Here is a 26,235-nt window from a genome sequence, read left to right as displayed (position 1 = left end):
ACGCCGGGCCCTCTCATCTGATGAACAGAGGGCCTGTGGAAACCGGAAATACATCGGACATACCGGCCCACTAGGATGAGCGCGTCCGTAGAGGTAGGTGCGAGCCGCACGCTGCCGGCAACTCGTTGTAGACCATTGGAATCCTTCATGCCATCGATTACCCGCGAAGAGGTCGCGCATCTGGCGCGGCTGGCGCGGATCGAGCTCACCGAAGACGAGCTCGACCACCTCGCTCCGCAGCTCGAGCAGATCATCGGCCTGGTCGCCCAGGTCAGTGAAGTGGCTGCCGAGGACATCCCGCCGACGTCCCACGCCCTGCCGATCACCAACGTGATGCGCGCCGACGTGAACGTCCCCTGCCTCACGCCGGAGCAGGCGCTGTCCGGCGCCCCGGCGGCCGAGGAGCAGCGTTTCCGGGTACCGCGGATTCTGACCGAGGAGGCGTGATGAGTGACCTGACGCGGAAGACCGCGGTCGAGTTGTCCGAGCTGATGAGCTCGGGCCAGGCGTCGTCGGTGGAGATCACCCAGGCGCACCTGGACCGGATCGGCGCGACCGATGGCGCCGTGCACGCGTTCCTGCACGTCGACACCGAGGGCGCGCTCGCCCAGGCGGCCGATGTCGACGCACGCCGTGCCGCGGGGGACGAGCTCGGTCCGCTCGCCGGCGTACCGCTGGCGCTGAAGGACGTGCTGACCCAGGACGGCGTCCCGACCACGGCGGGTTCGAAGATCCTCGAGGGCTGGAGGCCGCCGTACGACTCGACGGTCGTGAAGCGGCTCAAGGCGGCCGGCATCGTCATCCTCGGCAAGACCAACATGGACGAGTTCGCCATGGGCTCCTCGACGGAGAACTCGGCGTACGGGACGACCCACAACCCCTGGGACCTCAACCGGATCCCGGGTGGTTCGGGTGGTGGCTCGTCGGCGGCGATTTCGGCGTACCAGGCTCCGCTCGCGATCGGCACCGACACCGGTGGTTCGATCCGGCAGCCCGCTGCCTTCACCGGCACGGTCGGCGTGAAGCCGACGTACGGCGGCACCTCGCGGTACGGGCTGATCGCGCTGGCGTCCAGCCTCGACACGCCTGGCCCGTGTGCGCGGACGACGCTCGACGCGGCGCTGCTGCACGAGGTGATCGCCGGGTACGACCCGATGGACTCCACCTCGATCAACCAGCCGGTACCGGCCGTGGTCGACGCCGCTCGTCGCGGTGACGTGACCGGGCTGCGGATCGGCGTGGTCAAGGAGCTCGGCGGCGAGGGGTACCAGCCGGGCGTCGAGGCCCGCTTCCACGAGGCGGTCGAGCTGCTCACCAAGCTCGGCGCCGAGGTGGTCGAGGTGTCCTGCCCGCACTTCCAGTACGCGCTGCCGGCGTACTACCTGATCCTGCCGAGCGAGGCCTCGTCCAACCTGGCCAAGTTCGACGCGATGCGGTTCGGCCTGCGGGTCGGCGACGACGGCGAGAACGATGCCGAGAAGGTGATGAGCCTGACCCGCGAAGCCGGTTTCGGTCCCGAGGTCAAGCGCCGGATCATGCTCGGCACCCACGCGCTGTCCAGCGGTTACTACGACGCGTACTACGGCCAGGCGCAGAAGGTGCGGACGCTGATCGCCCGCGACTTCGCGGCGGCCTACGAGCACGTCGACGTGCTGGTGTCGCCCTCGACGCCGACCACCGCGTTCGCGATCGGCGACCGGGTGAACGACCCGATCGCCATGTACAAGAACGACCTCTGCACGATCCCGTCGAACCTGGCCGGCAACGCGGCCGCGTCGTTCCCGGTCGGCCTCGCGGACGAGGACGGCCTGCCGGTCGGCTTCCACGTGATGGCGCCGGTGATGCGCGACGACCTGTGTTACCTGGTCGGTGCGGCGCTCGAGTCGGCGTACGCCGATCAGTGGGGTGGCGTGCTGATGTCGAAGGCTCCGGAGCTGGAGGTCACCCGATGACTGTGGTTGCTGACGTGCTGTCCATCGATGACGCTTTGGCGCAGTTCGACCCGGTGATGGGCCTGGAGGTCCACGTCGAGCTGAACACCTTGTCGAAGATGTTCTGTGGTTGCCCGACGGAGTTCGGCGTCCCGCCGAACACGCAGACCTGCCCGGTCTGCCTCGGCCTGCCGGGCGCGCTGCCGGTGGTGAACGCGCGGGCGGTCGAGTCCGCGATCAAGATCGGCCTCGCGCTGAACTGCGAGATCGCCGAGTGGTGCCGGTTCGCCCGGAAGAACTACTTCTACCCGGACATGCCGAAGAACTTCCAGACCTCGCAGTACGACGAGCCGATCGCCTTCAACGGGTGGACCGAGGTCGTCGTCGACGGGGAGACTTACCGGATCGAGATCGAGCGCGCGCACATGGAGGAGGACACCGGCAAGTCCACCCACGTGGGTGGCGCGACCGGCCGCATCCACGGCGCGTCGCACTCGCTGGTCGACTACAACCGGGCCGGCATCCCGCTGATCGAGATCGTCACCAAGACGATCGAGGTCCCGCCGGCCAAGGCGGCCGCGGTGGCTCGGGCGTACGTGAGCATGCTGCGCGATCTGCTGCTGGCGCTGGACGTCTCCGACGTACGGATGGACCAGGGGTCGCTGCGGTGTGACGCCAACGTGTCGCTGAAGCCGTCGGGGTCGTCGCAGCTGGGGACCCGGACCGAGACCAAGAACGTGAACTCGTTCCGCTCGGTCGAGCGCGCGATCACCTACGAGATCACCCGGCAGGCCGCCGTACTGGTTGCCGGGGGCAAGATTCTCCAGGAGACCCGGCACTGGCACGAGGACACCGGCGTCACCACCTCGGGCCGGGAGAAGTCGGATGCCGACGACTACCGGTACTTCCCCGAGCCCGACCTGGTGCCGGTCGCTCCGGCCCGCGAGTGGGTCGAGGAGATCCGGGCGACGCTGCCCGAGGCGCCGCCGGTCAAGCGGCTGCGGCTGCAGACCGAGTGGGGCTTCACGGATCTGGAGATGCGCGACGTCGTCAACGGTGGCGTGCAGACGCTGATCGAGCAGACCGTCGCGCTGGGCGTCGCTCCTGCTGCCGCGAAGAAGTGGTGGCTGGGCGAGCTGGCCCGTGCTGCCAACGAGGCCGGCAAGGACGTGGATGCGCTCGGTGTCGGGCCGGCTGAGATCGCCGAAGTACAGAGGTTGGTCGAGGCCGGCGCTCTGAACGACAAGCTGGCCCGTGAGGTCTTCGACGGCCTGGTCAAGTCCGAAGGCACCGTCACCGAGATCATCGCGGCCCGTGGCCTCGCCCTGGTCTCGGACGACTCGGCGCTGCAGGAAGCCATCGACCGGGCCATCGCGGCCAACCCCGACGTCGTCGAGAAGGTCAACTCCGGCAAGCCCGCAGCCGCCGGGGCCCTGATCGGCGCAGTCATGAAGGACATGCGCGGCCAGGCCGACGCGGCCAAGGTCCGCGAACTCCTGAACGCCACGCTCGGCATCTGAAGCTCTGCGTTGAGGTCCGGCACATCGTGCCGGACCTCAGCCCATAGCTGGGTGGCTCAAGCCGCCTTGCGGGTGGGCGTCGGCTGGTCGATGCCGATCAACCTTCTCGCCACCGAAGCGTCCGCTGCGGCGCAGCGCACCTCGTAGCGCACCGGCACGATCTCGGTTGCGTCGGCATCCGGACGGTTCCTGAACAGCCCACGGAACAAACCGGCCAGCGCGCCCACGATCACGCCGTACACGGCACCCCATAGGACCACGACGAGGCCGGTCAGGCTCGTGTCGGCGACCAGCGTCACGAACACTGCCGCCAGCAACCCGATCCCGAGCCCGGCCGTGGAACTCCGCGCGGTCAGCGCCGCGGTCGACGGGCCACCGGGTCTCTCGGCCAGCACCAGCCCGGCCCCCACGACTGCCAGACTGTCACGCTCCATGCCCGAGGCGCGCAAAGTACGCACAGTCTCCTGTGCCTCCACATACGTCGCCGTCGAGATGATCACCGTGTCGTGAGCCAGAACCCGCACACCCGTTCCCTTCTCTAGCCGGAGCCTCCACTAGTACCAGGTCCGCCCAATCGGAAACGTTCTGCTCACTGGGTGACCGTCACCCGCAGGATCCGATCGTCACCCGGCTTGGCATCCCCGCGGCCATCGGTGTTGGAGGTGGTGAGCCAGAGGGAGCCGTCGCGGGCTGCTTCGACTGTGCGCAGGCGGCCGTACTTGCCGGTGAAGAACGCGACCGGGTCGCCCGTGCGCTTGCCGTCGGCAACGGGGATCGCCCAGAGGCGCTCACCCCGGAGGCTCGCCATGAAGATGTGGCCCTGGGCGAAGGCGATCCCGCTGGGGGAGGCGTCCTTCGTCGGCCACTGGGCGATCGGATCGACCATCCCGTCCAGGTTGCTGACGCCTTCGGCGGCCGGCCAGCCGTAGTTGGCGCCGGGCGTGATCGCGTTCAGTTCGTCCCAGGTGTCCTGGCCGAACTCGGCGGCGTACAACTGCGATCCACCAAACGCGAGCCCCTGCACATTGCGATGCCCCTTGGAGATCCACAACCTGCCATCCGGATTCCCCGGCGCAGCTTTCCCGTCGGTCGTGATCCGGAGAATCTTGCCGCCGAGCGAGTCATCGTCCTGCGAGTTCGGCCGATCCGCGCCGTCGCCCGTACCGGCGTACAGGAACCCGTCCGGCCCGAACCGCAACCGCCCACCGTTGTGGATCGCTGCCTGCGGAATCCCCTCCAGAATCACCGTCGGCTCACTGATCCCACCGTTGCTGTACGTCAGCCGAGCGATCCGATTGTCATCCCCGCTGGAGTAGTACACGTAGATGTAAGGCCGCTTCGGATACCCCGGATCCACCGCAATCCCCAGCAACCCACCCTCGGACGACGCATCAACCCCCGCGACCGTCCCGACCTCAGTCACGATCCCCGCCCCCGTGACCCGCTTGATCCGCCCCGAATCCCGCTCAGTCACCAACGCACTGCTGTCCGGCAAGAACGCCAACCCCCAAGGCACCTCCACCCCAGTAGCCACCACCCCAGCCACCGCCAGCGTCACGGCCTTCCCAGTCGCCGTCCCGGTAGGCCCATTAGGCGAGGCAGTAGACAACGACGGCCGCGCATCCCCACCCCCATCACCACACCCAGCAACCACCCCAGCCACCAGAACCGCCACCAAACCCCAGCGACCCTTACCCATGCCCACCACCCATCCCTAACCCATCCCCAGGCCCCCAAGGTATCGACCACTCCAACGCCACAAACTCCAGGACGTTATGCACGCCCCCTCGTAGACTCCTACCGTGCCCGACCTGGATTCCCTGAGAACCACGTTGCTCACTGCAACGGGCCTGACCCCGGACCTCACCACGGACGTCGGCCGCTGGCAGCTCTACCGAACTGCCGCCGAGGACACCGCAAACCACGCAACCCTCCTCCAAGCCGCCACCGCCGAGCCCGACCGCACCTTGGCCACGGCCCTCGTAGTCCACATGCTCTCCCTCACCCCGACGGCTGATCACCCCACCTGGCTGGCGACGTTGGCCTCCTCAGAACGCGCGTACGCGAGCCAGCGCAGTACGGAGTACGGACTCCTCCGCACCCCGCCGTCCTGCGCCACCCTCGCTCAGGACCTCGACAACTACACGAACTGGCTCCAACGTCGCCTTGCGGAATCCCTCACCGACCCAACTTCGCTCCTGGAACTAGCTGCTCACGCCCGCGCCAAACGCACCCGCCACATCGCGAGAACCAGGGCGAGAGCCCTTCTGGACTGAAATACACCGCCGAGCCGGGATCTGATCCAATAGATGTCCGAGCGAATCGACAGCGGAGGGCTATGTGAGTATCACCAGGCGTACGTTGCTCGCCGGTACCGCGGCCCTGCCGCTCGCCGCAGCTACCCAGACAGCCTCAGGAGTTGGCCGCCCGCCTATGAACGACATCAAGGATCAGATCACGAAGCTGGTGGAGCAGCACCGCGACGGTGTTGCCCCGATCGTGTCTCTGGGGGATCCCGTACTACGCCAGGCCGCCGAGCCCTTCGACGGCCAGGTCGACGACAAGGTGCTGACCGAGTTCATCGCCCTGATGCGCCGCACCATGCTGGCAGCACCCGGCGTGGGCCTGGCTGCCCCGCAGATCGGCGTACCGGTCCGCATCGCAGTACTCGAAGACCCCGCCACCGTCTCCGAAGAGGTAGCCGAAGCCCGCCACCGCTACCCCTTGGAGTTCTTCGCCACCATCAACCCGTCGTACCAGCCCCACGGCCACAAACGCCGAGGCTTCTACGAAGGCTGCCTCAGCATGCCCGGCTACACCGGCGTAGTAAACCGCCCGTACGCCGTAACCGCCACCTACACAGACCCCGACGGCACCCTCCGCCACAAGCCCTTCGAAGGTTGGCAAGCCCGCATCGTCCAACACGAAACCGACCACCTCCACGGCACCGTCTACGTAGACAAACTGGAAACCCGCTCCCTCTCCACCACCGATAACTACCTAGAACACTGGAACGACCCAATCCCGACCAGAGCCGCGCAGTCCCTCCGCTTCCGCTTGGACTGAAACGATGAACTCCGCGATTTCCTCGGACAGCTCAGCTGCGGGGGAGGTGTCAGGATCGCCGCGGCTGTACAAAGTCTCGTTCGACATTCCTGCGGACACCGAGCGGTGGGCGCCGGGAACCAACGAGCGTTTGTGGACCGAGAAATCCGGCACCAGGATGGAGGTCTACGTGAGAAACACTCCGTTCTACGTGCGGGGCATCGCCTTCGGTGACCTCATCCTTGTGCGGCCGGACAACGAGGCGCGTGAGCTGGTCTTCGACCGGGTCGTTGAGAAGTCTGGGAATTCCACGGTCAGAGCAATCGTCAAGGATGCTATCGGCCGAACCTCGCTGACAGCCGTGCTGAACGAACTCGAGTGCAGCTGGGAGACCGACTCCTCGGGTTTGCTGTGGGCTATCGATGTTCCGGCATCCAAGAACTACGGTCAGCTGCACGAAAGACTCGCGGATCTGGCCGGCAGCGGCGCCATCGAAGTCGAAGAAGCTGCGATATCTGAAAAACACGAAGGTGACCTCGCGGAAATCTGGTAAGCGGGCCCTGATTTTCAGATATCCGACACAGCACGTCCCCGGCCGGAGACAGATCTGCCGGGGACGTGCTGTGTACGGTCAGCTTCCCCAGGTGGGGCGTAAGGGGAAGTGGGCGTTGGCTTGGTCGTCTAGTTTTACGGCTAGGACTTGGTGGAGTTGGGTGTTGTTGCGTTCGAAGCCGACTTGGCAGGCGGCTAGGTAGAGGCCCCAGACTTTGGCGGTGGGGTAGCCGACTTCGGCTACGGCTTCGTCCCAGTGAGCTACCAGGTTGTTGGACCAGGCGTTGAGGGTTAGGGCGTAATGCTCTCGGAGGTTTTCTTCGTGGCGGACTTCGAAGCCGGCGTCTTGGGCGTCGGCGATGATGCGGCCGGAGCCGATCAACTCGCCGTCGGGGAAGATGTATCGGTCTATGAAGGCGCCGGTGGGGCGGAAGCGGTTGTCTGGGCGGGTGATGGAGTGGTTCAGGAGGCGGCCGCCGGGCTTTAGGTGGTCTAGCAAGAAGCCGAAGTACGACGGGTAGTTGCGGACGCCTATGTGTTCGGTGAGGCCGATTGAGGAGATGGCGTCGAAGTTGGTTTCGGTGACGTCTCGGTAGTCGGAGAAGCGGACTTCGGCCAGGTCCTCGAGGCCTTCGCGCTTGATGGCGGCTTGGGCCCACTCGGCTTGGGCGGCGGAGAGGGTTACGCCTAGGGTCTTCACGCCGTACTCGCGGGCGGCGTGGCGGACCATGCCGCCCCAGCCGCAGCCTACGTCCAGGAGGCGTTGGCCGGGTTTGAGGTCCAGCTTGCGGGCTACCAGGTCGTACTTTTCGAACTGGGCTTCTTCCAGGGTGGCGTCGGCGGTGGGGTAGACGGCGCAGGTGTACGTCATCGAGGGGCCGAGGATGTACTCGTAGAAGGTGTTCGAGACGTCGTAGTGGTGATGGATCGCGGCCTTGTCGCGGCTCTTCGAGTGGCGGAGGCCCTCGAAGGTGCGGCGCCACTTGGGCAGGTGCTCCTGTGGCGGTGGGGGCGGCGGCTTGAGGTGGCTCCAGCCGAGGCCGCGGACGATGCGCAGCGCCTCCGACGGGGTCGGGCGCTCGAAGTGGACCTGGTTGAGCATCATCTTCATCAGGTCGTACGGATTGCCCGGATGGATGCCCTCGATCTCCAGATCGCCTTGTACGTAGGCGCGAACGAGTCCGAGGTCACCGGGAGCCGTCAGCACATACGACAGGCCGCGCTCGGTGGCCAGGTGCATGTGGATCGGGGAGTCCTCGGGGCCGGTCGCGCTGCCGTCGTACGCGGTGAAGCGGAACGGGAGTCCGTCCGGTGCCACCGCCGTGAGCGCTCCTGCGATCGAAACCTGCGTCGGGATCGTTGCCGTCATCGGCGCGTCACCGCCTTCTCGTAGAGCCCGGTGAGCCGGGCGTCGGGGTCGTAGCGTTCTTTCACCAGCGTGAGGGCCGGTACGTTGTAGAGCCGGTCGAAGGTCTCCCGGTCGTAGTACGCGTCGGAGTACAAGGACTTGTGGCCGTCGAACTCGGCGACGGCCGCCTCGATCCGCCGGTTCACGTCGCCGTCAGCGGCGCCCGGGGCGATCGCGACGGTGCCCCAGAAGCCCACGTTGACGTAGGTCTCCGCAGGCTCGAGCGGATACAGCGGCCAGGACGACGAGCCGCGCAGTCGCAGCGGGCACAGCCAGACCGGTCGCATCCCCACCTCGGCGTCGAACCAGCGCAGGAAGCCGGCCAGCCGCGACGCCGGGATCTCGACGTCCTGGACGACCCGCTCGCGATCCGGGTTGCCGCGCCGGCGATTGATGCGGGCGGCAACTTGGTGGCGGTTCTCCAGGCCGATGATCTTGTGGTAGACGTCGCTGCGCCGCAGCCGGCGCGGCCAGATCCGCCGGATATAAGGGTTCTGCGCGCCGAACGCCGCCGAGCACCAGAACCAGTCGGTGTCCCAGCGCCACAGGTAGTCGTGCGCGGTCAGCGCATCGGTCGACCGTTGCTGGATCGACCGGTAGAAGATCTGCTGGCCGGTGTAGTCACTCACCTGTACGGCGGTGTCGCTGTTTCGCCCCAGTGTCAGGTACGCCTCGTCGGGGCTGAACGCGACGCCGTCGACGAAGTCCACCGGCTGGCCCGCATACGTGCCGTCGGCAACGATCGACTCGATGGCCGGGCCGAGCTCGTCCAGGCCGAGCCGCACGTGCCGCAGGGCGACGTACGGCGAGATGCGGTCGAGCTCGATCCGCAGGCGGGTCGCATAGCCGAGGGAGCCGTAGGAGTTGGGGAAGGTGCGGAACAGGTCGGCGTGCTCGCCGTCCGGGCGCGCGGTGACGATCTCACCGGCGCCGGTGAGGATGTCCATCTCGAGCACCGACTCGTGCGGGAGACCGGCCCGGTACGACGAGGACTCGATGCCGAGACCGGTCACGGCGCCACCGAGCGTGATCGTGCGCAACTGGGGGACCACCATCGGCACCAGGCCGTGGGGGAGGGTCGCGGCGACGAGGTCCTCGTAGGTGCACATGCCCTGGACGTCGGCGGTGCGGCCGGCCGGATCGACCGAGATCACCCCGGTCAGCCCGGAGACGTCGAGGCCAGGGGTCTCCAGCGTCGTTCTGGGCCTGAACAGGTTGGAGCTGCGCTTCGCGAGGCGGACCGGAGCTCCCGCCGGGATGCGCTGGTAGGACGACCGCAGCCGCCCTACGGCCTGATCGTGATCGAGAGTCGAGGCCAGATCCGATGTCGTAGGCACCTGTTCAGAGTACGACTCCAAAACGTCCTCGGCACGGAATTCTCAGTGCACCCGCGGTACACCGAGAGTGCACTTTGGGACCACTCAGCGCAGTGGTCCTGTCTACTAGGAGGAGTGCGGGAGCGGGATGTCGAGACTCGGGCATCGGCTCCGACGTTGCGGGCGGAGGACGAGCCGGTTCGGCTTGTCGGAGGGAGCGAGTAGGTTGCCGGGCATGGGTGAATTGGTGAAGGCGTTGCTGCCGTGGGAGGACCCGGACGGGTTCCTCGGAGGGCTGCCTGCGGGCGTCGAAACGCAGTACTACGCCGGTGGCGAGCTGCCGGCGCTGGATGCTGTCGAGTTCTACGTGCCGAGCTATATGGGCTCGTCCGAGGTGATCGAGGTCGTCGCCGCGATGCCTGCGCTGAAGGTCATCCAGACCCAGACGGCGGGATTCGAGAACCTGCTGCCGCATCTGCGCGACGGCGTCACCTTGTGCAACGCGCGGGGTGTGCACGACGCGTCGACGGCTGAGCTGGCCGTCGGGCTGATCCTGGCGTCGTACCGGCGGTTGGCGCGGGCGGTGAGGAACCAGGAGCACGGCGAGTGGCCGTCGTCGTATCAGGAGCTGGACGACTCGCTCGCCGATCGGACGGTGCTGATCCTCGGGTACGGCTCGATCGGAGAGGCGCTGGAGCGGCGGCTGGACGGGTTCGAGTGCGACATCATCCGGGTCGCGCGACGGGGCCGCGAGGGGGTCCACCCGATCACGGATCTGCCCGAGCTGCTGCCGCGTGCGGATGTCGTGGTGCTGCTGACGCCGGCGACCGACGAGACGCGTGGGATGGTCGACGCCAAGTTCCTCGCGCAGCTCAAGGACGGTGCTCTGCTGGTCAACGTCGCTCGCGGCGTCGTGGTCGACACGGACGCGTTGCTCGCCGAGCTGGCCACCGAGCGGATCAGTGCCGCCGTCGACGTGACCGATCCCGAGCCGTTGCCCGCCGGACACCCGCTCTGGTCGGCGCCGAACATCCTGATCAACCCGCATCGTGGAGGCGCTTCGACGGCCTTCGCGCCACGCGTCGCCCGGCTCGTACGCGCTCAACTCGAGCGGTACGTCACCGGCGTACCGCTGATCAACGTCGTCGCGGGGCCGCCGCGCTGACCTGAACCGTTGCGCGGCTGCCACCGCTGCGCTGACCGACCGCGCGGGCCGCCGCGCAGACCGATGGAGATGGACGACGATGTCCGAGACCGTACTGCTGATCGGTACCAAGAAGGGCCTGTGGATCGGCCGCAGCGACACCGAGCGCCGCGAGTGGACGCTCGACGGGCCGATGTTCGAGATGCAAGGGATCTACTCGGTCGGCATCGACACACGCGGCGATCGGCCGCGGCTCTTCGCGGGCGGCACCAGCGAGCACTGGGGACCGGCCGTCTTCCACTCCGACGACCTCGGCCGGACGTGGGACGAGCCACCGGAGGGGTCGATCGGGTTCCCGGCGGGCGAGGACGCGTCGCTCGAGCGCGTCTGGCAGATCCAGCTGGCGCCGGGGGACCAACCGGGAGTCGTGTACGCCGGTGCGCAACCGTCCTCGTTGTGGAGGTCGACCGACGGCGGCGTCCGGTTCGAGCTGGTGCGCGGGCTCTGGGATCACCCGCATCGCAAGGACTGGGGCGCCGGGTTCGGCGGTCAGGCGATTCATACCGTGCTGCCGCATCCGACCGATCCACAACGGATGAGCGTCGCGATGTCGACGGGTGGGGTCTACCAGACCGCGGACGGCGGCGAGTCGTGGGAGCCGGCGAATCACGGGATCAAGGCGTACTTCATGCCTGACCCGGATCCGGAGTTCGGTCAGTGTGTGCACAAGCTTGCGGGGCATCCCGACGTACCGGAGCGGTTGTTCGCCCAGAACCATCACGGGGTCTATCGCTCCGACGACGGTGGCGCGATCTGGAAGTCGATCGCGGACGGGCTGCCGTCGGACTTCGGCTTCCCGATCGTGGTGCATCCGCACGAGCCGTCGACCGTCTACGTCTTCCCGTTGATTGCCGACGGCAACCGGATCCCGACGGATGCGAAATGCCGGGTCTATCGCTCCCGCGATGCCGGCTCGACGTGGGAGGCGCTCACGAACGGTCTGCCTGACGTCCCGTCCTATGCACCCGTACTACGAGACGCACTGTGCGTCGATCAGGCGGACCCGGCCGGGGTTTACGTCGGTACGCGCGACGGCTGCGTCTACGCGAGTGCCGATGCGGGGGACTCGTGGATCGAGGTGGCGCGGCATCTCCCCGACGTACTGACCGTGCGCGCGGCGGTGGTGGGCTGATGTCCGTCGCGGTCAAACTCCCGACGGTGCTGAGACCGTTCGCCGGGGGAGCGGAACGGGTGGAGGTCGACGTCTCCGGCGAGCCGACCGTCGCCTCGGTCTTCGCTGCGCTGGAGGCCGAGCATCCCGCTCTACGCCGCCGCCTGACCGACGACCAAGGCGCTCTACGCCGTCACGTCAACGTCTTCCTCGGCAACGACAACATCCGCGACCTCAACGCCCTCGACACCTTACTGTCAGAAGGCGACGAACTCCTCATCCTCCCCAGCGTCGCCGGCGGCTGAGTGTTCGGGCGGCCATCCAGGCACGTTGGATGGCTGCCGGTGGATTACTGCGCGGCTACCCAGCCATAGATGTTGCCGGGGCGGCCGGCTGCTTTGGCGTGGGTCGGGTCGAAGGGGCCGAACTTTCGGACCGCGTTGCTGGCGTTGCCTTCGACGGTGGTGATCTTGCCGTTGCCGACCGCAACTACTACGCCGGTGTGCACGCTGGTGTCGGTGTTCTGCGGGCCGGTGCCGTAGAGCACGATGTCGCCGGGCTGCATGCCGGTGTTGGTGGAGTGGGCCCGGCCTTTGCCTTGGCCCCACGTGTAGATGTCGCCGGTGAAGCCGTAGTTGGGGATGTTGATGCCGGCCTGCCGCCAGGTCCAGGTGGCGAAGTGCGCGCACCAGGCCTCGCATGGACCGTACGGGGTGCAGTTGCTGCCGGGCGGTGTCTCGCCCTGCCCGAGCTCACCGTTGGCGGCGTCGACGATCGCAGTACGGGTGTCGGCGGCAGGTGCGGCCGCAGCTGTTACGGCGCCGGGGGACAGCAAGGTGCTGGTCAGCAGAAGCACCGGAGCTAGCTTGGAAAGCATGGAAACTCCTTCACGGTCGGTAGTGGACAGCTGCCACTGTGTAACATAGCTACCAACCTTCGCAACCCTTGGTAATTCATTTACTACGGAATGTGGGCTTTACGCCAAGCCGCAAACCCGGCGCTGTCGTACACCGGAGTGCGCTGGGCGTAGGCCGGAGGCGTGGCCGGCTTCGCGACGGCGGTGGCCAAGCAGATGGGGTAGTACTGGGGAGGGGGTCGGGAGTCTTGTTCGGGGTTCGCTCTTACAGTGAGCGGTATGTCGAACACGCCTGATATCAAGCCGCGGAGTCGTACGGTCACCGATGGGCTGGAGGCGACGGCCTCGCGGGGGATGTTGCGGGCTGTTGGGATGGGTGACGACGACTGGGTCAAGCCGCAGATCGGCGTCGCCTCGAGCTGGAACGAGATCACCCCCTGCAACCTGTCGCTCGACCGGCTCGCCAAGGCGGTCAAGGACGGCGTGCACGCAGCTCAGGGGTATCCGCTCGAGTTCGGCACGATCAGCGTGTCCGACGGGATCTCGATGGGCCATGTCGGCATGCACTATTCGCTGGTCAGCCGCGAGATCATCGCCGACTCGGTCGAGACGGTGATGGAGGCCGAGCGGCTGGACGGATCGGTACTGCTGGCAGGCTGTGACAAGTCGCTGCCGGGCATGCTGATGGCGGCCGCCCGGCTCGATCTGGCGTCAGTCTTCCTGTACGCCGGATCGATCATGCCCGGCAAGCTCGGCGACAAGGACGTCACGATCATCGACGCCTTCGAGGCGGTCGGCGCGTGTGTGCGTGGTCTGATCACGAGAGACGAGGTCGACGCTGTCGAGCGCGCGATCTGCCCGGGCGAGGGCGCCTGCGGTGGCATGTACACCGCCAACACGATGGCCTCCGCGTCCGAGGCACTCGGCATGTCGCTGCCCGGCTCGGCGGCGCCGCCCGCCGTGGACCGACGCAGGGACGGCTTCGCCCGCCGGTCTGGCGAGGCTGTCGTCAATCTGCTCAGCAAGGGGATCACCGCACGACAGATCCTCACCAAGGAGGCGTTCGAGAACGCGATCGCCGTCGTGATGGCGCTCGGCGGTTCGACCAACGCCGTCCTTCACCTGCTCGCGATCGCCCGCGAGGCCGAGGTCGACCTCACCCTCGACGACTTCAACCGGGTCGGCGACAAGGTCCCGCACCTGGGTGACCTCAAGCCGTTCGGCCGCTACGTGATGACCGACGTCGACCGCGTCGGCGGCATCCCGGTCGTCATGCGCGCGCTGCTCGACGCCGGCCTGCTGCACGGCGACTGCCTGACCGTGACCGGCAAGACGATGGCCGAGAACCTCGCCGACATCGCCCCGCCGGACGTCGACGGCACGATCATCCGCGCGCTGGACAAGCCGATCCACGGCACCGGCGGGATCACCATCCTCAAGGGCAGCCTGGCCCCGGACGGCGCCGTGGTGAAGAGCGCCGGCTTCGACGAGGACGTCTTCGAAGGCACTGCGCGCGTGTTCGACGGCGAGCGCGGCGCGATGGACGCGGTGGAAGACGGCACGCTCAAGGCCGGCGACGTCGTGGTGATCCGCTACGAGGGCCCGAAGGGCGGCCCGGGGATGCGCGAGATGCTCGCCGTCACCGGCGCCATCAAGGGGGCCGGTCTCGGCAAGGACGTGCTCCTGCTGACCGACGGACGGTTCTCCGGCGGTACGACGGGGCTCTGCGTCGGCCACGTCGCGCCCGAGGCGGTCGACGGCGGCCCGATCGCGTTCGTCCGCGACGGCGACCGGATCACCCTGGACGTCAAGAACCGGACCCTCGACCTGCACGTCGAGCCCGAAGAACTCGAGAAACGCCGCCAGGGCTGGACCCCGAAAGAGCCCGCGATCACCAGGGGCGTGCTCGGGAAGTACCGGCGTCTGGTCACCTCCGCCTCCCAGGGGGCTGTCTGCATCTCCTAAACTGGCTTAAACGTAAGACACGCATCTCATCCATTGAGATGGATGAGTGCCAGGCTTGACCGGATCGAGAGGAGTCGGCGAAGGTGACTGCATGCGATCGATTCTTCTCGTACTTGTGCGGCGCGCCGACTGACGCGACCTTCGAGTCGAGCGCGCCCCCTTCAGCCCACCCGGCGGAGGGGGCGTTTTCTTTTGTCTGGCAGTAGCAAAGCAGCAGTGACGACCAAGGGAAGGCACCATGAGTGAGCAGCTGACCGGGGCACAGGCTCTGATCCGCGCACTGGAACATGCCGGTGTGGACACCGTCTTCGGCATCCCGGGTGGCGCGATCCTCCCGGCGTACGACCCGATGCTCGACTCGACCCAGATCCGCCACATCCTGGTACGTCACGAGCAGGGCGCCGGCCACGCGGCCCAGGGCTACGCCTCGGCGACCGGCAAGACCGGCGTCTGCATGGCGACCTCGGGTCCGGGCGCGACCAACCTGGTGACCCCGATCGCCGACGCGTACATGGACTCGGTGCCGATGGTCGCGATCACCGGCCAGGTGGCCAGCGCCGCGATCGGCACGGACGCCTTCCAGGAGGCGGACATCCGCGGCATCACGATGCCGATCACCAAGCACAACTTCCTGGTCAACGACCCGAACGAGATCGCCAGTACGATCGCCGAGGCCTTCCACATCGCGAGCACCGGCCGTCCCGGCCCGGTCCTGGTCGACGTGACCAAGGACGCCATGCAGGCGATGGTCGACTTCCGCTGGCCGACCGAGCTCTCCCTGCCCGGCTACCGCCCGGTGACCCGCCCACACCCCAAGCAGGTGCGCGAGGCCGCCCGTCTGATCGCCGCCGCCGAGAAGCCGGTCCTGTACGTCGGCGGAGGCGTGATCCGTGCCAAGGCACACGCCGAGCTGAAGGAACTGGCCGAGCAGCACGGCATCCCCGTCGTCACCACGCTGATGGCCCGGGGCGCGCTGCCCGACACGCATGAGCTGCACTTCGGCATGCCCGGCATGCACGGTTCGGTCTCCGCCGTCGGCGCGCTGCAGCGGTCCGATCTGCTGATCTGTCTGGGCGCCCGCTTCGATGACCGGGTGACCGGCAAGCTCAGCTCGTTCGCGCCCGAGGCCAAGGTGATCCACGCGGACATCGACCCGGCCGAGATCGGCAAGAACCGGCACGCCGACGTACCGATCGTGGGTGACTGCAAGGAGGTCGTCGTCGATCTGATCGCGGCGCTGAACAGCGAGATCGCGAGCAACGGCAAGACCCCCGACTACTCGACCTGGCGCGCGCAGCTCGAGGCGGTCCGGGCGAAGTACCCGGTCGGTTTCGACGAGCCGGAGGACGGCAGCCTGTCACCGCAGTACGTGATCCAGCGGATCGGCCAGATCGCCGGACCGGACGCGATCTACACCAGCGGCGTCGGCCAGCACCAGATGTGGGCCGCGCACTACCTGCCGTTCGAGAAGCCGATGCACTGGCTGAACTCGGGTGGTCTCGGCACCATGGGGTACTCCGTGCCCGCCGCGATGGGCGCCAAGGTGGCCCGGCCGGACAAGACCGTCTGGGCGATCGACGGCGACGGCTGCTTCCAGATGACGAACCAGGAGCTCGTCACCTGCGCGCTGGAGGGGATCCCGATCAAGGTCGCGGTGATCAACAACCAGTCGCTGGGCATGGTCCGGCAGTGGCAGACGCTGTTCTACGACAAGCGCTACTCCAACACCGACCTGCACTCGGCCCGGATCCCGGACTTCGCCAAGCTGGCCGAGGCGATGGGCGGCGTCGGGCTGCGCTGCTCCGACAAGGAGTCGGTCGACGCCACCATCGACAAGGCGATGTCGGTCACCGACCAGCCGGTCGTCGTCGACTTCGTCGTGCACCGCGACGCGATGGTCTGGCCGATGGTCGCGGCCGGCAGCAGCAACGACGACATCCAGTTCGCCCGCGACCTGGCCCCGCAGTGGGACGGGGAGGAGCTGTAAATGTCCAAGCACACCTTGTCGATCCTGGTGGAGAACAAGCACGGTGTTCTCGCCCGCGTCGCCGCGCTGATCTCGCGCCGCGGATTCAACATCGACTCACTCGCGGTTGGCCCGACCGAGCACCCAGAGGTTTCCCGGATGACCATCGCGGTCAGCGTGGACGAGCAGCCTTTGGAGCAGATCACCAAGCAGCTGAACAAGCTGATCAACGTGATCAAGATCGTCGAACTCGAGCCGACCGCCACCGTGCAGCGTGAACTGCTGCTGGTGAAGGTCAAGGCGGACACCCTCAGCCGCGGGCAGGTGCTGGAGACCGTCCAGCTGTTCCGTGCGAAAGTGGTGGACGTCGCTCCGGACGCGATCACCATCGAGGCCACCGGTAACCCCGAGAAGCTCGAAGCCATGCTCCGGGTGCTGGAACCCTTCGGCGTCCGTGAGCTGGTCCAGTCCGGCATGGTCGCGATCGGCCGGGGCAGCCGCTCCATCTCCGACCGCACGCTGCGCCCGGTCCCGGTGCCGCCACCACACGTGGCGTCCGGATCCCCGACGCTGCAGGCCCGCCCGGCCGGTACGACGAGCAGCGCCGCCCCGGCGGCCTCGGCCAACCCGACCCACCCGGTGCCGCACCCGCCGCCGGGTCACCGTCCCGCTCCCGCCCGACAGGCCTGAGCCAACACCCTCATCAAAAGAAATCAAGGAGACGAGCTCCAAGTGGCAGCAGAAATGTTCTATGACGACAACGCCGACCTGTCGGTGATCCAGGGCCGCAACGTGGCCGTGCTCGGCTTCGGCAGCCAGGGCCACGCCCACGCGCTGTCGCTGCGCGACTCCGGCGTCGACGTCCGGGTCGGCCTGCCGGAGGGCTCGAAGAGCCGCGCCAAGGCCGAGGCCCAGGGCCTGCGGGTGCTCACCCCGTTCGAGGCGTGCGAGGAGGCCGACGTGATCGTCGTGCTCGCCCCGGACCCGGCGCAGCGGTCGCTGTACAAGGAGGCCATCGAGCCGAACCTGGTCGACGGCGACGCGCTGGTCTTCGGGCACGGCTTCAACATCCGGTTCGGCTACATCAAGCCCCCGGCCGGCGTCGACGTCTTCATGGTCGCGCCGAAGGGCCCCGGCCACCTGGTCCGTCGTGAGTTCTCCGAGGGGCGCGGCGTACCGGTGCTCGTCGCCGTCGAGCAGGACGCGTCCGGCAAGGCCTGGGACCTCGCGCTGTCCTACGCCAAGGGCATCGGCGGCCTCCGCGCCGGCGGTATCAAGACCACCTTCACCGAGGAGACCGAGACCGACCTGTTCGGTGAGCAGGCGGTCCTCTGCGGTGGCGTCTCGCAGCTGATCCAGTCCGGCTTCGAGGTGCTGACCGAGGCCGGCTACCAGCCCGAGGTCGCGTACTTCGAGTGCCTGCACGAGCTCAAGCTGATCGTCGACCTGATCTACGAAGGCGGCATCGCCAAGCAGCGCTGGTCGGTCTCCGACACCGCCGAGTACGGCGACTACGTCTCCGGCCCGCGGATCATCGACGCGTCGGTGAAGCAGCGGATGAAGGAGGTCCTCGGCGACATCACCGACGGCACCTTCGCGGCCCGCTTCATCGCCGACCAGGACGCCGGCGCGCCGGAGTTCGCCGAGTTCCGCAAGAAGAGCGCCGAGCACCCGATCGAGGCGGTCGGCAAGGAGCTGCGCGGTCTGATGGCGTGGGTCAAGTCGCACGACGACGACTACGTCGAGGGCAGCGCCGCTCGCTGACCCGCTTTGGCTGTACGCCGACGCCCGGCCGCCCAGGTGGCCGGGCGTCGGCTTTTTCTTTGGCACAATCAGTGACGCAACGGGCCGGAGCGGGTGATCAGGGGGTAGCGGATGGACAGCGGCAGGCGTGAGCTGCCGAAGCCGCCTCGGCGCATCCCCGCCGGAGTGCTGACTCCGCTGACCTCGATCGAGACGCCGCCGCGGTTGCCAGAGGTGACCACCCAGCCGCCGTTGCCGCCGAAGTTCCGGCCGCGGTTCGTCGTCCCGCTGATCGTCTTCGTACTCGTCCTGGGCGCGGGCGCCGGCTGGCTGATCCGCGAGGACAGCCTGACCCTGGACACGGCCGAGGTGCTCCGGAAGTCCGGTCCTAGTGTGGTCAAGATCCTCGCCACCACCTGCGAGGGCACCGGCATCGCCAGCGGCGTACTGCTCGACAACGGGCTGGTACTGACCGCGTCCTCGGCGATCAAGCAGCCGATGTCCGTCGCGCTGGTGACGTCGACCGGTGACGTACGCCGGGCCAACGTGCTCGGCAGCAGCGCGGACGGCGTCGCGGTACTGCGAATGATCGGCCAGCTCCCCAACCCGACGGCTCAGCTGGCGTCGAAGGAGCCACCGCGGGGCGCCGACCGGGCTGTCGTCGCCTACATCGCCAACGGGCTGCTGAGCGTCCTGTCGCTCGGCTCGGCGAAGGACCCGGCACCGCTGACCTCGGTGCTCAACGCAACCAAACTCGGCGGGCCCGCCCTGGACCGCTCCGGCCGGGTGGTCGGCCTGATCACCGGCGACACGGTGCCCAAGGCCACCATCGTCCCGCTCGCAAAACTGCGCCAGTACGCCGGTACGGGCCAACCCGGCATCACCCCGGAACCCGGTGGGACCTGCGTCCGCTCGCGCGGACCGTCGGCCGCGATCGTGCCCGAGCTGACCGTTGCCAACACGCCGCTCGCGGCTGAGGTACAGACCTTGATCGGCACCTACATGACCACCACGAACCGGCACGACTTCGTGGGCCTACGGGCGCTCTACTCGGCGCGACTCGCCAAGAGCCTCACCTTGGCGGAAGACACCGAGCACCACCAGACGACGTACCTGTTCGGTCCCCGGATCATCGAGGTGACCCAGGTGGGGGAGACGGTGAACGCCCGGGTGAACTACAGCGTGCTGTTCTCGCCGAACAGCGTCGGAGCGCTCGGCCAGAGCTGCAACCGGCTCGACAACAGGTACCAGTTGGTCCGCGAGAAGGGCCGGCTGCTGGTCGACCGGGCGGTCGCAGTACGGGCTCCGCAGCCCTGCGACTGAGATGAGACCCTCCGGGCGGCCGGATCGGGGACCAGGTAGCATCGTGTTCAGCGGGCACAGCGCGGTGCTCTGACTCTTCGAGCCCCCAACCGCTTCTGCAGGAGACATCTCTCATGACTGACGCTCAACGGCCCGTCGTCCTGATCGCCGAAGAACTGTCCCCGGCCACCGTCGAGGCACTCGGCCCCGACTTCGAGATCCGGCACGCGAACGGCGCCGACCGCGCCGAGCTGATCCCGGCCATCGCCGACGTCGACGCCATCTTGATCCGGTCCGCCACCAAGGTGGACGCCGAGGCGCTCGCCGCCGCCAAGAAGCTCAAGGTGGTCGCCCGCGCCGGCGTCGGCCTCGACAACGTCGACGTGAAGGCCGCCACCCAGGCCGGCGTGATGGTCGTCAACGCGCCGACCTCCAACATCGTCAGCGCCGCCGAGCTCGCCGTCGCGCTGCTGCTGGCCGCCGCCCGCCGGGTGCCGGCCGCCGACCTGTCGCTGAAGAACGGCGAGTGGAAGCGGTCGAAGTTCTCCGGCGTCGAGCTGTTCGAGAAGACCGTCGGCATCGTCGGCCTGGGCAAGATCGGCGTCCTGGTCGCCCAGCGGCTGGCCGCCTTCGGCATGAACGTGATCGCCTACGACCCGTACGTGCAGGCCGGCCGCGCGGCCCAGATGGGTGTCCGGCTCGCGTCGCTGGACGAGCTGCTGGCCGCGTCCGACTTCATCTCCGTGCACCTGCCGAAGACGCCCGAGACGATCGGGCTGATCGGCGACGAGCAGCTGCACAAGGTCAAGCCCGAGGTGATCATCGTCAACGCCGCCCGCGGTGGCATCGTCGACGAGGCCGCTCTCTACAGTGCTTTGAAGGAAGGCCGGGTGGCCGCGGCCGGGCTGGATGTCTTCGCCAAGGAGCCGTGCACCGACTCGCCGTTGTTCGAGTTCGAGAACGTCGTCGCCACCCCGCACCTGGGCGCCTCCACCGAGGAAGCGCAGGAGAAGGCCGGTATCGCCGTCGCCAAGTCCGTGCGGCTGGCGCTGTCGGGTGAGCTCGTGCCGGACGCGGTCAACGTCCAGGGCGGGGTCATCGCCGAGGACGTCCGGCCGGGGATCGCGCTGACTGAGAAGTTGGGGCGGATCTTTACCGCTCTGGCCGGTGGCGTCGCCCAGCAGCTGGATGTCGAGGTGCGCGGTGAGATCACGCAGTACGACGTGAAGGTGCTCGAGCTGGCGGCGCTGAAGGGCGTGTTCGCCGATGTGGTCGAGGACAACGTGTCGTACGTGAACGCGCCGCTGCTCGCGGCCGAGCGTGGGCTCGAGGTCCGGCTCGTCACCGACCACGACAGCCCGGAGCACCGCAACCTGATCACCCTGCGCGGCACGCTCGCCGACGGTGGCCAGGTGTCCGTCTCCGGCACGCTGGTCGGCGTCAAGCAGTCCGAGCGGCTGGTCGAGATCGACGGCTTCGACCTCGAGGTCGAGCTGGCGGCGCACCTCGCGTTCCTGAGCTACGAGGACCGTCCCGGCATCGTCGGCCAGGTCGGCGGCATCCTCGGCAAGTCCGAGATCAACATCGCCGGCATGCAGGTCAGCCGCGACCGCAAGGGCGGCAAGGCACTCGTCGCACTGAGCGTCGACTCCAGCATCCCGACGGCGGTCCTGGACGAGATCGCGACCGCAGTACAGGCCGACACCGCCCGCGCGGTCGACCTCGAGGTCTGAGAAGTTAAAACACCCCTGGGGTCGCTTAGGGCCCCGGGGGAAGGGCAAACTGTGTGAACAGGTCCGGCCTGCCGCCCGCAGGCGCATGGCGGCCGGCCAGGGCCCAGGTCCTCCCACCGGGAGCACCTGGGCCCACCTGCTTTACGGGGTACTCCGGGTAGATGCTCCTTCGATGGCTAGCACTCCGCCCACGCCGGCTCGTACCTCTCCTGCTCCCCACCGCCCAGGCGGGAAGGTGGACCCGTTGGCGGGGAGTGTCCCGAGCGACAGGACATAGTCGTTGTCTTGGCTCACCCGGGCCGCTGATCAGGCGGGACGGACGGGTGGTGGGAGGACTATGTCCTGTCGATCGGGACACAGCCCTTGAGCGGGGCCGGCTATCCAGCCGCGGCTTTCAGGGCTTTCAGTAGGGCGGTGACGGCTGGGGGGTCCGGGGGATCGCCGTAGGTCGCCGCGTGGAGTTGGCGGGTGTGGTTGGGGATCTTGGTGGCGTGGATGTCGGGGTGGCGGTGGGCCTCGAGGGCGAGGCCGGGGAGGGTGGTGACGCCGATGCCTGCGGCCACGAAGGCTTGTACGACGGTCATGTCGTCGCTGAGTGACCCGATCCGTGGCGTGAAGCCTGCTCGCCGGCAGACGGTGACGAGCTCCTCCTGGCATCGCTCGCAGCCGCCGATCCAGGCGGAGTCGCGATGGCTCTCCAGAGTGTCGTCCGGGCGTTGGCTGATCAGATAGACCGGATCGTCGCCGATGCGGACCAGGCGAAACCCTTCGTCCTCGGCGGGCGCGTCGGCATACCGGAAGATGAGGGCGACGTCGATCTCGCCGTGACGCAGCAGCTGCAACGCTTCGACGGGGTGGCGCTCGATCAGGCTCAGCTCGAGTCCCGGGTACGTCCGGGTCAGGATGCCGGCCGCTCTGGGCGCGATCGTGCTCAGGACGGACGAGTTGCCGGCCAGCCGGACCTTGCCGGCCTGTAGCCCGACCTGCGCCGCCAGCTCGTTGGCCGCCGCGTCCATCCGTCCGATGATCTCGGCGGCCCGGTTGGCCAGCAGCCGACCTTCAGGGGTCAGCCGGATCCCTCGGCCGACCCGCTGCAGGAGCTTGACGCCGGTCGACGCTTCGAGGCGGGCCAGGTGGTGGCTCACCGTCGGTTGCGAGTAGTGCAGCTCCTTGGCCGCCTCGGTCACGGAGCCGTGGCGCGCCACCGAGGCCAGGATCTGGAGATGGACCGGATTGAGCATTGATAGAGAATATCAATGGATCGGCCAGAATATTGGCATTAGACGTCATCTCTCCGCTCCTCCATGCTCGGATCACAACCACAACCGAGGAGGAACGATGAGCAAGCTCAGGTGCCACATCTCGATCTCGCTGGACGGTTTTGTCGCGGGCCCGAACCAGAGCGTGGAGAACCCGCTCGGCGAGGGTGGCGAGCGGCTGCACGACTGGGTGGTACCGCTGGCGAGCTGGCGCGAGGGCCACGACAAGGAAGGCGGCGAGGTCAACGCGAGTGACCGGGTCGCCGAGGAGGTGCGGGAGAACATCGGTGCCGCAGTGATGGGCCGGAACATGTTCGGCCCGATCGGCGGTGGCCCGTGGGTGGACGAGGACTGGAAGGGCTGGTGGGGCGACAACCCGCCGTACCACTACCCCGTGTTCGTGGTGACCCACTTCCCGCGCGAGCCGGTCGAGATGGCCGGGGGTACGACGTACCGGTTCGTCACCGAGGGGATCGAGTCGGCCCTCGACCAGGCGAAGGAGGCCGCCGGCGGGAAGGATGTGATGCTCTGGGGTGGCGGCGACATCATCGGGCAGTACCTGGCCGCGGGACTGCTGGACGAGCTCGAGCTGCACGTCGTACCGATCCTGCTGGGCGGTGGAGCTCGCATCTTCGGCGCCACCGGGGATGTCCGGCTGGAACAGATCCGCTCCGTCGAGGCGCCCGGTGTCACCCACCTCAAGTACCGCGTCCTGAAATGAAGCGCGGCCTCCTGTACGGCGCTTCGACGTACGGGATCTGGGGACTGCTGCCGCTCTACTGGCGGCTTCTCGACGGCGCCGGTGCGGTGGAGGTGCTGGCTCACCGGTTCGTCTGGACCCTCGTGTTCATCGCGTTGCTGCTGTGGCTGCGCCCGCAGTCCGGTTGGTGGCGGGCGCTGAGGCAGCGGCCTGCCGCGCTGCGGTACCTGGCCGCTGCCGCGACGGTGATCGCGTTCAACTGGTACCTCTACATCTGGGGCGTGAATCACGGGCGGGTGGTGGAGACCTCGCTCGGCTACTTCATCAGCCCGCTGATCACAGTCCTGTTCGGGGTGGTTCTGTTTCGCGAACGGCTCCGGCGAGGGCAATGGCTCGCGCTCGGTCTGGCGGCTGCTGGAGTGGCGTGGCTGGCGATCGATTACGGTCGCGTGCCTTGGGTGGCGGCCGGGTTGGCGCTCAGCTTCGCGGCGTACGGCGTACTGAAGAAGAAAGCGGCGACACCCGCGGTCGAGGGACTCGCGGTCGAGGCGACGGTCATGCTGCCGTTCATGGTGGGGTATCTGGTCTGGCTCGAGTACGCCGGACGTGCCGGGTTCGGGCACGCGGGCTGGTCGACGTCGCTCCTCCTGGCGGCCGCCGGCCCGGCCACGGCGATTCCGCTGTTGTTCTTCGCCGGGGCCGTCCGCCGGATCCCGCTGACCTACCTCGGACTACTGCAGTACCTCACGCCGACCGTGCAGTTCCTGCTGGCCGTCTTCGCGTTCGGCGAACCGATGCCCGCCGAACGCTTGGCCGGATTCCTGCTGATCTGGACCGCCTTGACGATCTTCGTGGCCGGCAACGTCGGCCCGGTCAGGACCACCACTTCTGGCCAGGGGCTTTCGCGTCGGGGGTGTGGCCGGTGGTGTCCAGGGCGTCCAGGGCTGACATCGCGTCCTCGTCCAGTTCGAAGTCGAGGGCTCCGAAGTTCTCCTGGATGCGGGATGGGGTGGAGGACTTGGGGATTACTGAGACGCCTCGTTGGAGGGACCAGCGGATGAGGACCTGGGCGGCGGTGCGACCGGTGGTGGAGGCGATTTTGGCTACGACCGGGTCGTCCAGGTGTTCGCCGGTGCCCAGCGGGCTGTAGCCCTGGGGGACTACGCCTGCGGCTACACAGGCGTCGACCAGGGCTCGACGGTCCAGGAACGGGCTGTACTGGAACTGGTTGGCCATCGGTGCGACCTCGGCAGTCCGTGACACTTCGGCGAGTTCGGCGGCGCTGAAGTTGGAGACGCCGATCGCCTTGGCCAGGCCGGCAGCGTGGGCGGCTTCCATGCCGGGCCATGCCGCCGTCGGGCCGCCCTGGGGCCAGTGGACCAGGTACAGGTCGACGTAGTCGGTGTCGAGCCGCTGCAGGCTCTTCTCCATCTCGGCCAGCGGGTCGCGGCGGCTGGGAAGGAACTTCGTCGTCAGGAAGATCTCCTCCCGCGGTACGCCGCTGCTCCGGATCGCCCGGCCGACGCTCGACTCGTTCCCATAGGCCTGGGCCGTGTCGATCAGCCGGTACCCCGCCTCGAGCGCCGCGGCCACCGCCCGCTCGGTGACCGGCCCGTCCGGCACCTGCCAGACCCCCAGACCGAGGGCGGGGATCTCAGTGCCGTTCGAAAGCTTCAGCGATGTCTGCATGTCTACTCCAAAGTTCAGATGAGCGGTCCAGCGCACCCATCATGCAACCTCTACGAGTAGCTGGGGGGTGGGGAGCAGGCGAGGTACGAGCCGGCGTGGGCGGAGTATTGCCCCTCGGAGGTGTACCTACCGCTTGGTGGCGAGGAGGACTGCGGCGTCGGTGGCGACCATGATTTCGACGGTGGTGAAGCGTTTGTCCTGGAGCCATTCCTGGCGCAGCGTGTCGACCCGGCCTTCGTACATGGGGGGCCAGACCGCGGACGGGGTGAAGTCGTCGAGGACTACGAAGCCGCCGGGCTCTACTGCTTCGGCGATCACGTCGCGGGCGGAGAGCTTGGCCTCGCGGGCGTCGACGAAGAGCAGGGAGAAGGGGCCGCGCTCGATCAGGGCGGTCCAGTCGGCCGAGAGAACCTCGATCCGGCCGTCGTCGGCGAACAGTTCCTTGACCACCTGGGCCAGCTGCGGATCGCTCTCGGCGGTGACGATCTTGGTGTCGTCGGTGGCGCCGTGCCGCAGCCAGGCCGAGCCGACGCCGCAGCCGGTACCGACCTCGCCGAGCGTTCCGGTCCGGGAAGCCGCCAGGGTGGCGAGCAATCGGCCGGTCTCGTTGCGCGTCGCGCTGACGAATCCACGGCGTCCGGACAGGCTGAGGGCCGCTGAAACCAGCGGCGGCAGTTCTGGGGGAGCACTCACCGGTTGAGAGTTGCACAGCATTGGTCCAGTTGTGTCACTGGTATCTCACATATCGGGACAGGATGCCCGCATTGTGGCGAAATAGTCGGACGCCAGAGTATCTTCGGACCCATCATGCAGTTCGTGGTACGCCTTATTCGCTGCCGCGCCGGGGTCCGCTAAGGCCGACCTCCCCGGCGCGGGTTTCGGCGTACCTCCCGCCCGGTAGTGCCAGTCGTCGGCCGTTTGTGACAGCACCAGAC

24 protein-coding genes and 1 pseudogene are annotated in these 26,235 nt (G+C 67.8%); 17 read left to right on the top strand and 8 right to left on the bottom strand.

The features are described from left to right. Window positions 1–111 precede the first annotated feature (111 nt). Genes gatC through gatB form a run of 3 tightly spaced genes read left to right on the top strand, consistent with a single transcriptional unit; the run spans window position 112 to window position 3,451 of the window. Window positions 112–447: an Asp-tRNA(Asn)/Glu-tRNA(Gln) amidotransferase subunit GatC gene (gene gatC / locus ABD768_RS17295; protein ID WP_425552043.1), complete on the top strand. Its 336-nt coding sequence runs from the start codon at window positions 112–114 to the stop codon at window positions 445–447. Continuing rightward, the gene (gene gatA / locus ABD768_RS17290; RefSeq protein ID WP_344841648.1) at window positions 447–1,952 is read left to right on the top strand and encodes an Asp-tRNA(Asn)/Glu-tRNA(Gln) amidotransferase subunit GatA; all 1,506 of its coding nucleotides are present in this window, start codon (window positions 447–449) and stop codon (window positions 1,950–1,952) included. The genes gatC and gatA overlap by 1 nt, the downstream gene beginning before the upstream one ends. Further along, a complete protein-coding gene (gene gatB / locus ABD768_RS17285; protein WP_344841646.1) occupies window positions 1,949–3,451 on the top strand; it encodes an Asp-tRNA(Asn)/Glu-tRNA(Gln) amidotransferase subunit GatB in 1,503 nt (500 codons plus the stop codon). Before gatA ends, gatB begins: the two co-directional genes overlap by 4 nt. A gap of 56 nt (window positions 3,452–3,507) precedes the next feature. Here the strand turns inward: gatB and ABD768_RS17280 are convergent, their stop codons facing one another. Together ABD768_RS17280 and ABD768_RS17275 are read right to left on the bottom strand one after the other, a co-directional pair. Next, window positions 3,508–3,975 (bottom strand): general stress protein, encoded by a 468-nt coding sequence (locus tag ABD768_RS17280; RefSeq protein ID WP_344841644.1) that lies wholly within the window; start codon window positions 3,973–3,975, stop codon window positions 3,508–3,510. A 65-nt stretch (window positions 3,976–4,040) separates the two neighbouring features. Then, window positions 4,041–5,150, bottom strand: a complete 1,110-nt coding sequence (locus ABD768_RS17275) for a PQQ-dependent sugar dehydrogenase (protein ID WP_344841643.1) — start codon at window positions 5,148–5,150, stop codon at window positions 4,041–4,043. Window positions 5,151–5,253: 103 nt separating this feature from the next. Here ABD768_RS17275 and ABD768_RS17270 point away from each other — a divergent pair, with 103 nt between their 5' ends. The 3 genes from ABD768_RS17270 to ABD768_RS17260 all read left to right on the top strand — a co-directional run bounded on the left by ABD768_RS17270 (window position 5,254) and on the right by ABD768_RS17260 (window position 7,049). Further along, window positions 5,254–5,727 (top strand): hypothetical protein, encoded by a 474-nt coding sequence (locus ABD768_RS17270; RefSeq protein WP_344841642.1) that lies wholly within the window; start codon window positions 5,254–5,256, stop codon window positions 5,725–5,727. Window positions 5,728–5,791: 64 nt separating this feature from the next. Further along, on the top strand, window positions 5,792–6,517 hold the full coding sequence (locus tag ABD768_RS17265) for a peptide deformylase (protein WP_344841641.1): 726 nt from the start codon (window positions 5,792–5,794) through the stop codon (window positions 6,515–6,517). A gap of 4 nt (window positions 6,518–6,521) precedes the next feature. Continuing rightward, window positions 6,522–7,049 carry a DUF4265 domain-containing protein gene (locus tag ABD768_RS17260; RefSeq protein WP_344841639.1) on the top strand — a complete coding sequence of 176 codons (528 nt, stop codon included), beginning with the start codon at window positions 6,522–6,524 and terminating at the stop codon, window positions 7,047–7,049. A 78-nt stretch (window positions 7,050–7,127) separates the two neighbouring features. Here the strand turns inward: ABD768_RS17260 and ABD768_RS17255 are convergent, their stop codons facing one another. Both ABD768_RS17255 and ABD768_RS17250 read right to left on the bottom strand, forming a co-directional pair. Next, window positions 7,128–8,417 carry a class I SAM-dependent methyltransferase gene (locus tag ABD768_RS17255; protein WP_343963691.1) on the bottom strand — a complete coding sequence of 430 codons (1,290 nt, stop codon included), beginning with the start codon at window positions 8,415–8,417 and terminating at the stop codon, window positions 7,128–7,130. Beyond that, window positions 8,414–9,793 (bottom strand): FAD-binding oxidoreductase, encoded by a 1,380-nt coding sequence (locus ABD768_RS17250; protein WP_344841636.1) that lies wholly within the window; start codon window positions 9,791–9,793, stop codon window positions 8,414–8,416. Before ABD768_RS17250 ends, ABD768_RS17255 begins: the two co-directional genes overlap by 4 nt. Window positions 9,794–10,007: 214 nt before the next feature. Between ABD768_RS17250 and ABD768_RS17245 the strand changes: the two genes are divergently transcribed. From ABD768_RS17245 to ABD768_RS17235, 3 genes are all read left to right on the top strand, one after another. Then, window positions 10,008–10,937 (top strand): 2-hydroxyacid dehydrogenase, encoded by a 930-nt coding sequence (locus tag ABD768_RS17245; protein ID WP_344841634.1) that lies wholly within the window; start codon window positions 10,008–10,010, stop codon window positions 10,935–10,937. 79 nt (window positions 10,938–11,016) lie between these two features. Next, a complete protein-coding gene (locus ABD768_RS17240; protein ID WP_344841632.1) occupies window positions 11,017–12,108 on the top strand; it encodes a WD40/YVTN/BNR-like repeat-containing protein in 1,092 nt (363 codons plus the stop codon). Beyond that, the gene (locus tag ABD768_RS17235) at window positions 12,108–12,392 is read left to right on the top strand and encodes a ubiquitin-like small modifier protein 1 (protein ID WP_344841630.1); all 285 of its coding nucleotides are present in this window, start codon (window positions 12,108–12,110) and stop codon (window positions 12,390–12,392) included. Before ABD768_RS17240 ends, ABD768_RS17235 begins: the two co-directional genes overlap by 1 nt. A gap of 44 nt (window positions 12,393–12,436) precedes the next feature. Here the strand turns inward: ABD768_RS17235 and ABD768_RS17230 are convergent, their stop codons facing one another. Beyond that, window positions 12,437–12,964, bottom strand: a complete 528-nt coding sequence (locus ABD768_RS17230; RefSeq protein WP_344841628.1) for a CHAP domain-containing protein — start codon at window positions 12,962–12,964, stop codon at window positions 12,437–12,439. A 258-nt stretch (window positions 12,965–13,222) separates the two neighbouring features. Between ABD768_RS17230 and ilvD the strand changes: the two genes are divergently transcribed. From ilvD to serA, 6 genes are all read left to right on the top strand, one after another. After that, window positions 13,223–14,908, top strand: a complete 1,686-nt coding sequence (gene ilvD, locus ABD768_RS17225; RefSeq protein ID WP_344841626.1) for a dihydroxy-acid dehydratase — start codon at window positions 13,223–13,225, stop codon at window positions 14,906–14,908. Between the two features lie 238 nt (window positions 14,909–15,146). Then, window positions 15,147–16,895: an acetolactate synthase large subunit gene (locus ABD768_RS17220; protein ID WP_343963677.1), complete on the top strand. Its 1,749-nt coding sequence runs from the start codon at window positions 15,147–15,149 to the stop codon at window positions 16,893–16,895. After that, window positions 16,896–17,564, top strand: a complete 669-nt coding sequence (gene ilvN / locus ABD768_RS17215; RefSeq protein ID WP_425558431.1) for an acetolactate synthase small subunit — start codon at window positions 16,896–16,898, stop codon at window positions 17,562–17,564. A 54-nt stretch (window positions 17,565–17,618) separates the two neighbouring features. Then, window positions 17,619–18,638 carry a ketol-acid reductoisomerase gene (gene ilvC / locus ABD768_RS17210; RefSeq protein WP_343964223.1) on the top strand — a complete coding sequence of 340 codons (1,020 nt, stop codon included), beginning with the start codon at window positions 17,619–17,621 and terminating at the stop codon, window positions 18,636–18,638. A 111-nt stretch (window positions 18,639–18,749) separates the two neighbouring features. After that, window positions 18,750–19,940 carry a S1 family peptidase gene (locus ABD768_RS17205; RefSeq protein ID WP_344841624.1) on the top strand — a complete coding sequence of 397 codons (1,191 nt, stop codon included), beginning with the start codon at window positions 18,750–18,752 and terminating at the stop codon, window positions 19,938–19,940. Between the two features lie 113 nt (window positions 19,941–20,053). Then, window positions 20,054–21,652, top strand: coding sequence for a phosphoglycerate dehydrogenase (gene serA, locus ABD768_RS17200; protein ID WP_343963673.1), 1,599 nt, complete (start codon window positions 20,054–20,056; stop codon window positions 21,650–21,652). Window positions 21,653–22,029: 377 nt separating this feature from the next. Here the strand turns inward: serA and ABD768_RS17195 are convergent, their stop codons facing one another. After that, on the bottom strand, window positions 22,030–22,893 hold the full coding sequence (locus ABD768_RS17195; RefSeq protein ID WP_344841622.1) for a LysR family transcriptional regulator: 864 nt from the start codon (window positions 22,891–22,893) through the stop codon (window positions 22,030–22,032). A gap of 97 nt (window positions 22,894–22,990) precedes the next feature. Between ABD768_RS17195 and ABD768_RS17190 the strand changes: the two genes are divergently transcribed. Both ABD768_RS17190 and rarD read left to right on the top strand, forming a co-directional pair. Further along, the gene (locus ABD768_RS17190) at window positions 22,991–23,632 is read left to right on the top strand and encodes a dihydrofolate reductase family protein (protein WP_344841620.1); all 642 of its coding nucleotides are present in this window, start codon (window positions 22,991–22,993) and stop codon (window positions 23,630–23,632) included. After that, window positions 23,629–24,381: pseudogene (rarD, locus tag ABD768_RS17185) on the top strand (EamA family transporter RarD); the annotation flags it as partial. The gene ABD768_RS17190 and the pseudogene rarD, both read left to right, overlap by 4 nt. 103 nt (window positions 24,382–24,484) lie before the next feature. Here the strand turns inward: rarD and ABD768_RS17180 are convergent. Together ABD768_RS17180 and ABD768_RS17175 are read right to left on the bottom strand one after the other, a co-directional pair. After that, complete coding sequence (locus tag ABD768_RS17180; RefSeq protein ID WP_344841618.1) at window positions 24,485–25,300, bottom strand: aldo/keto reductase; 816 nt, start codon at window positions 25,298–25,300, stop codon at window positions 24,485–24,487. A 126-nt stretch (window positions 25,301–25,426) separates the two neighbouring features. Further along, window positions 25,427–25,993, bottom strand: a complete 567-nt coding sequence (locus ABD768_RS17175) for an O-methyltransferase (protein WP_328326545.1) — start codon at window positions 25,991–25,993, stop codon at window positions 25,427–25,429. Between the last annotated feature and the right edge of the window lie 242 nt (window positions 25,994–26,235).

Source organism: Kribbella ginsengisoli (assembly GCF_039537185.1).
Lineage (GTDB): Bacteria > Actinomycetota > Actinomycetes > Propionibacteriales > Kribbellaceae > Kribbella > Kribbella koreensis.
Note: the sequence above shows the minus strand (reverse complement) of the source record. Positions and strands in the feature narration are given on the sequence as shown.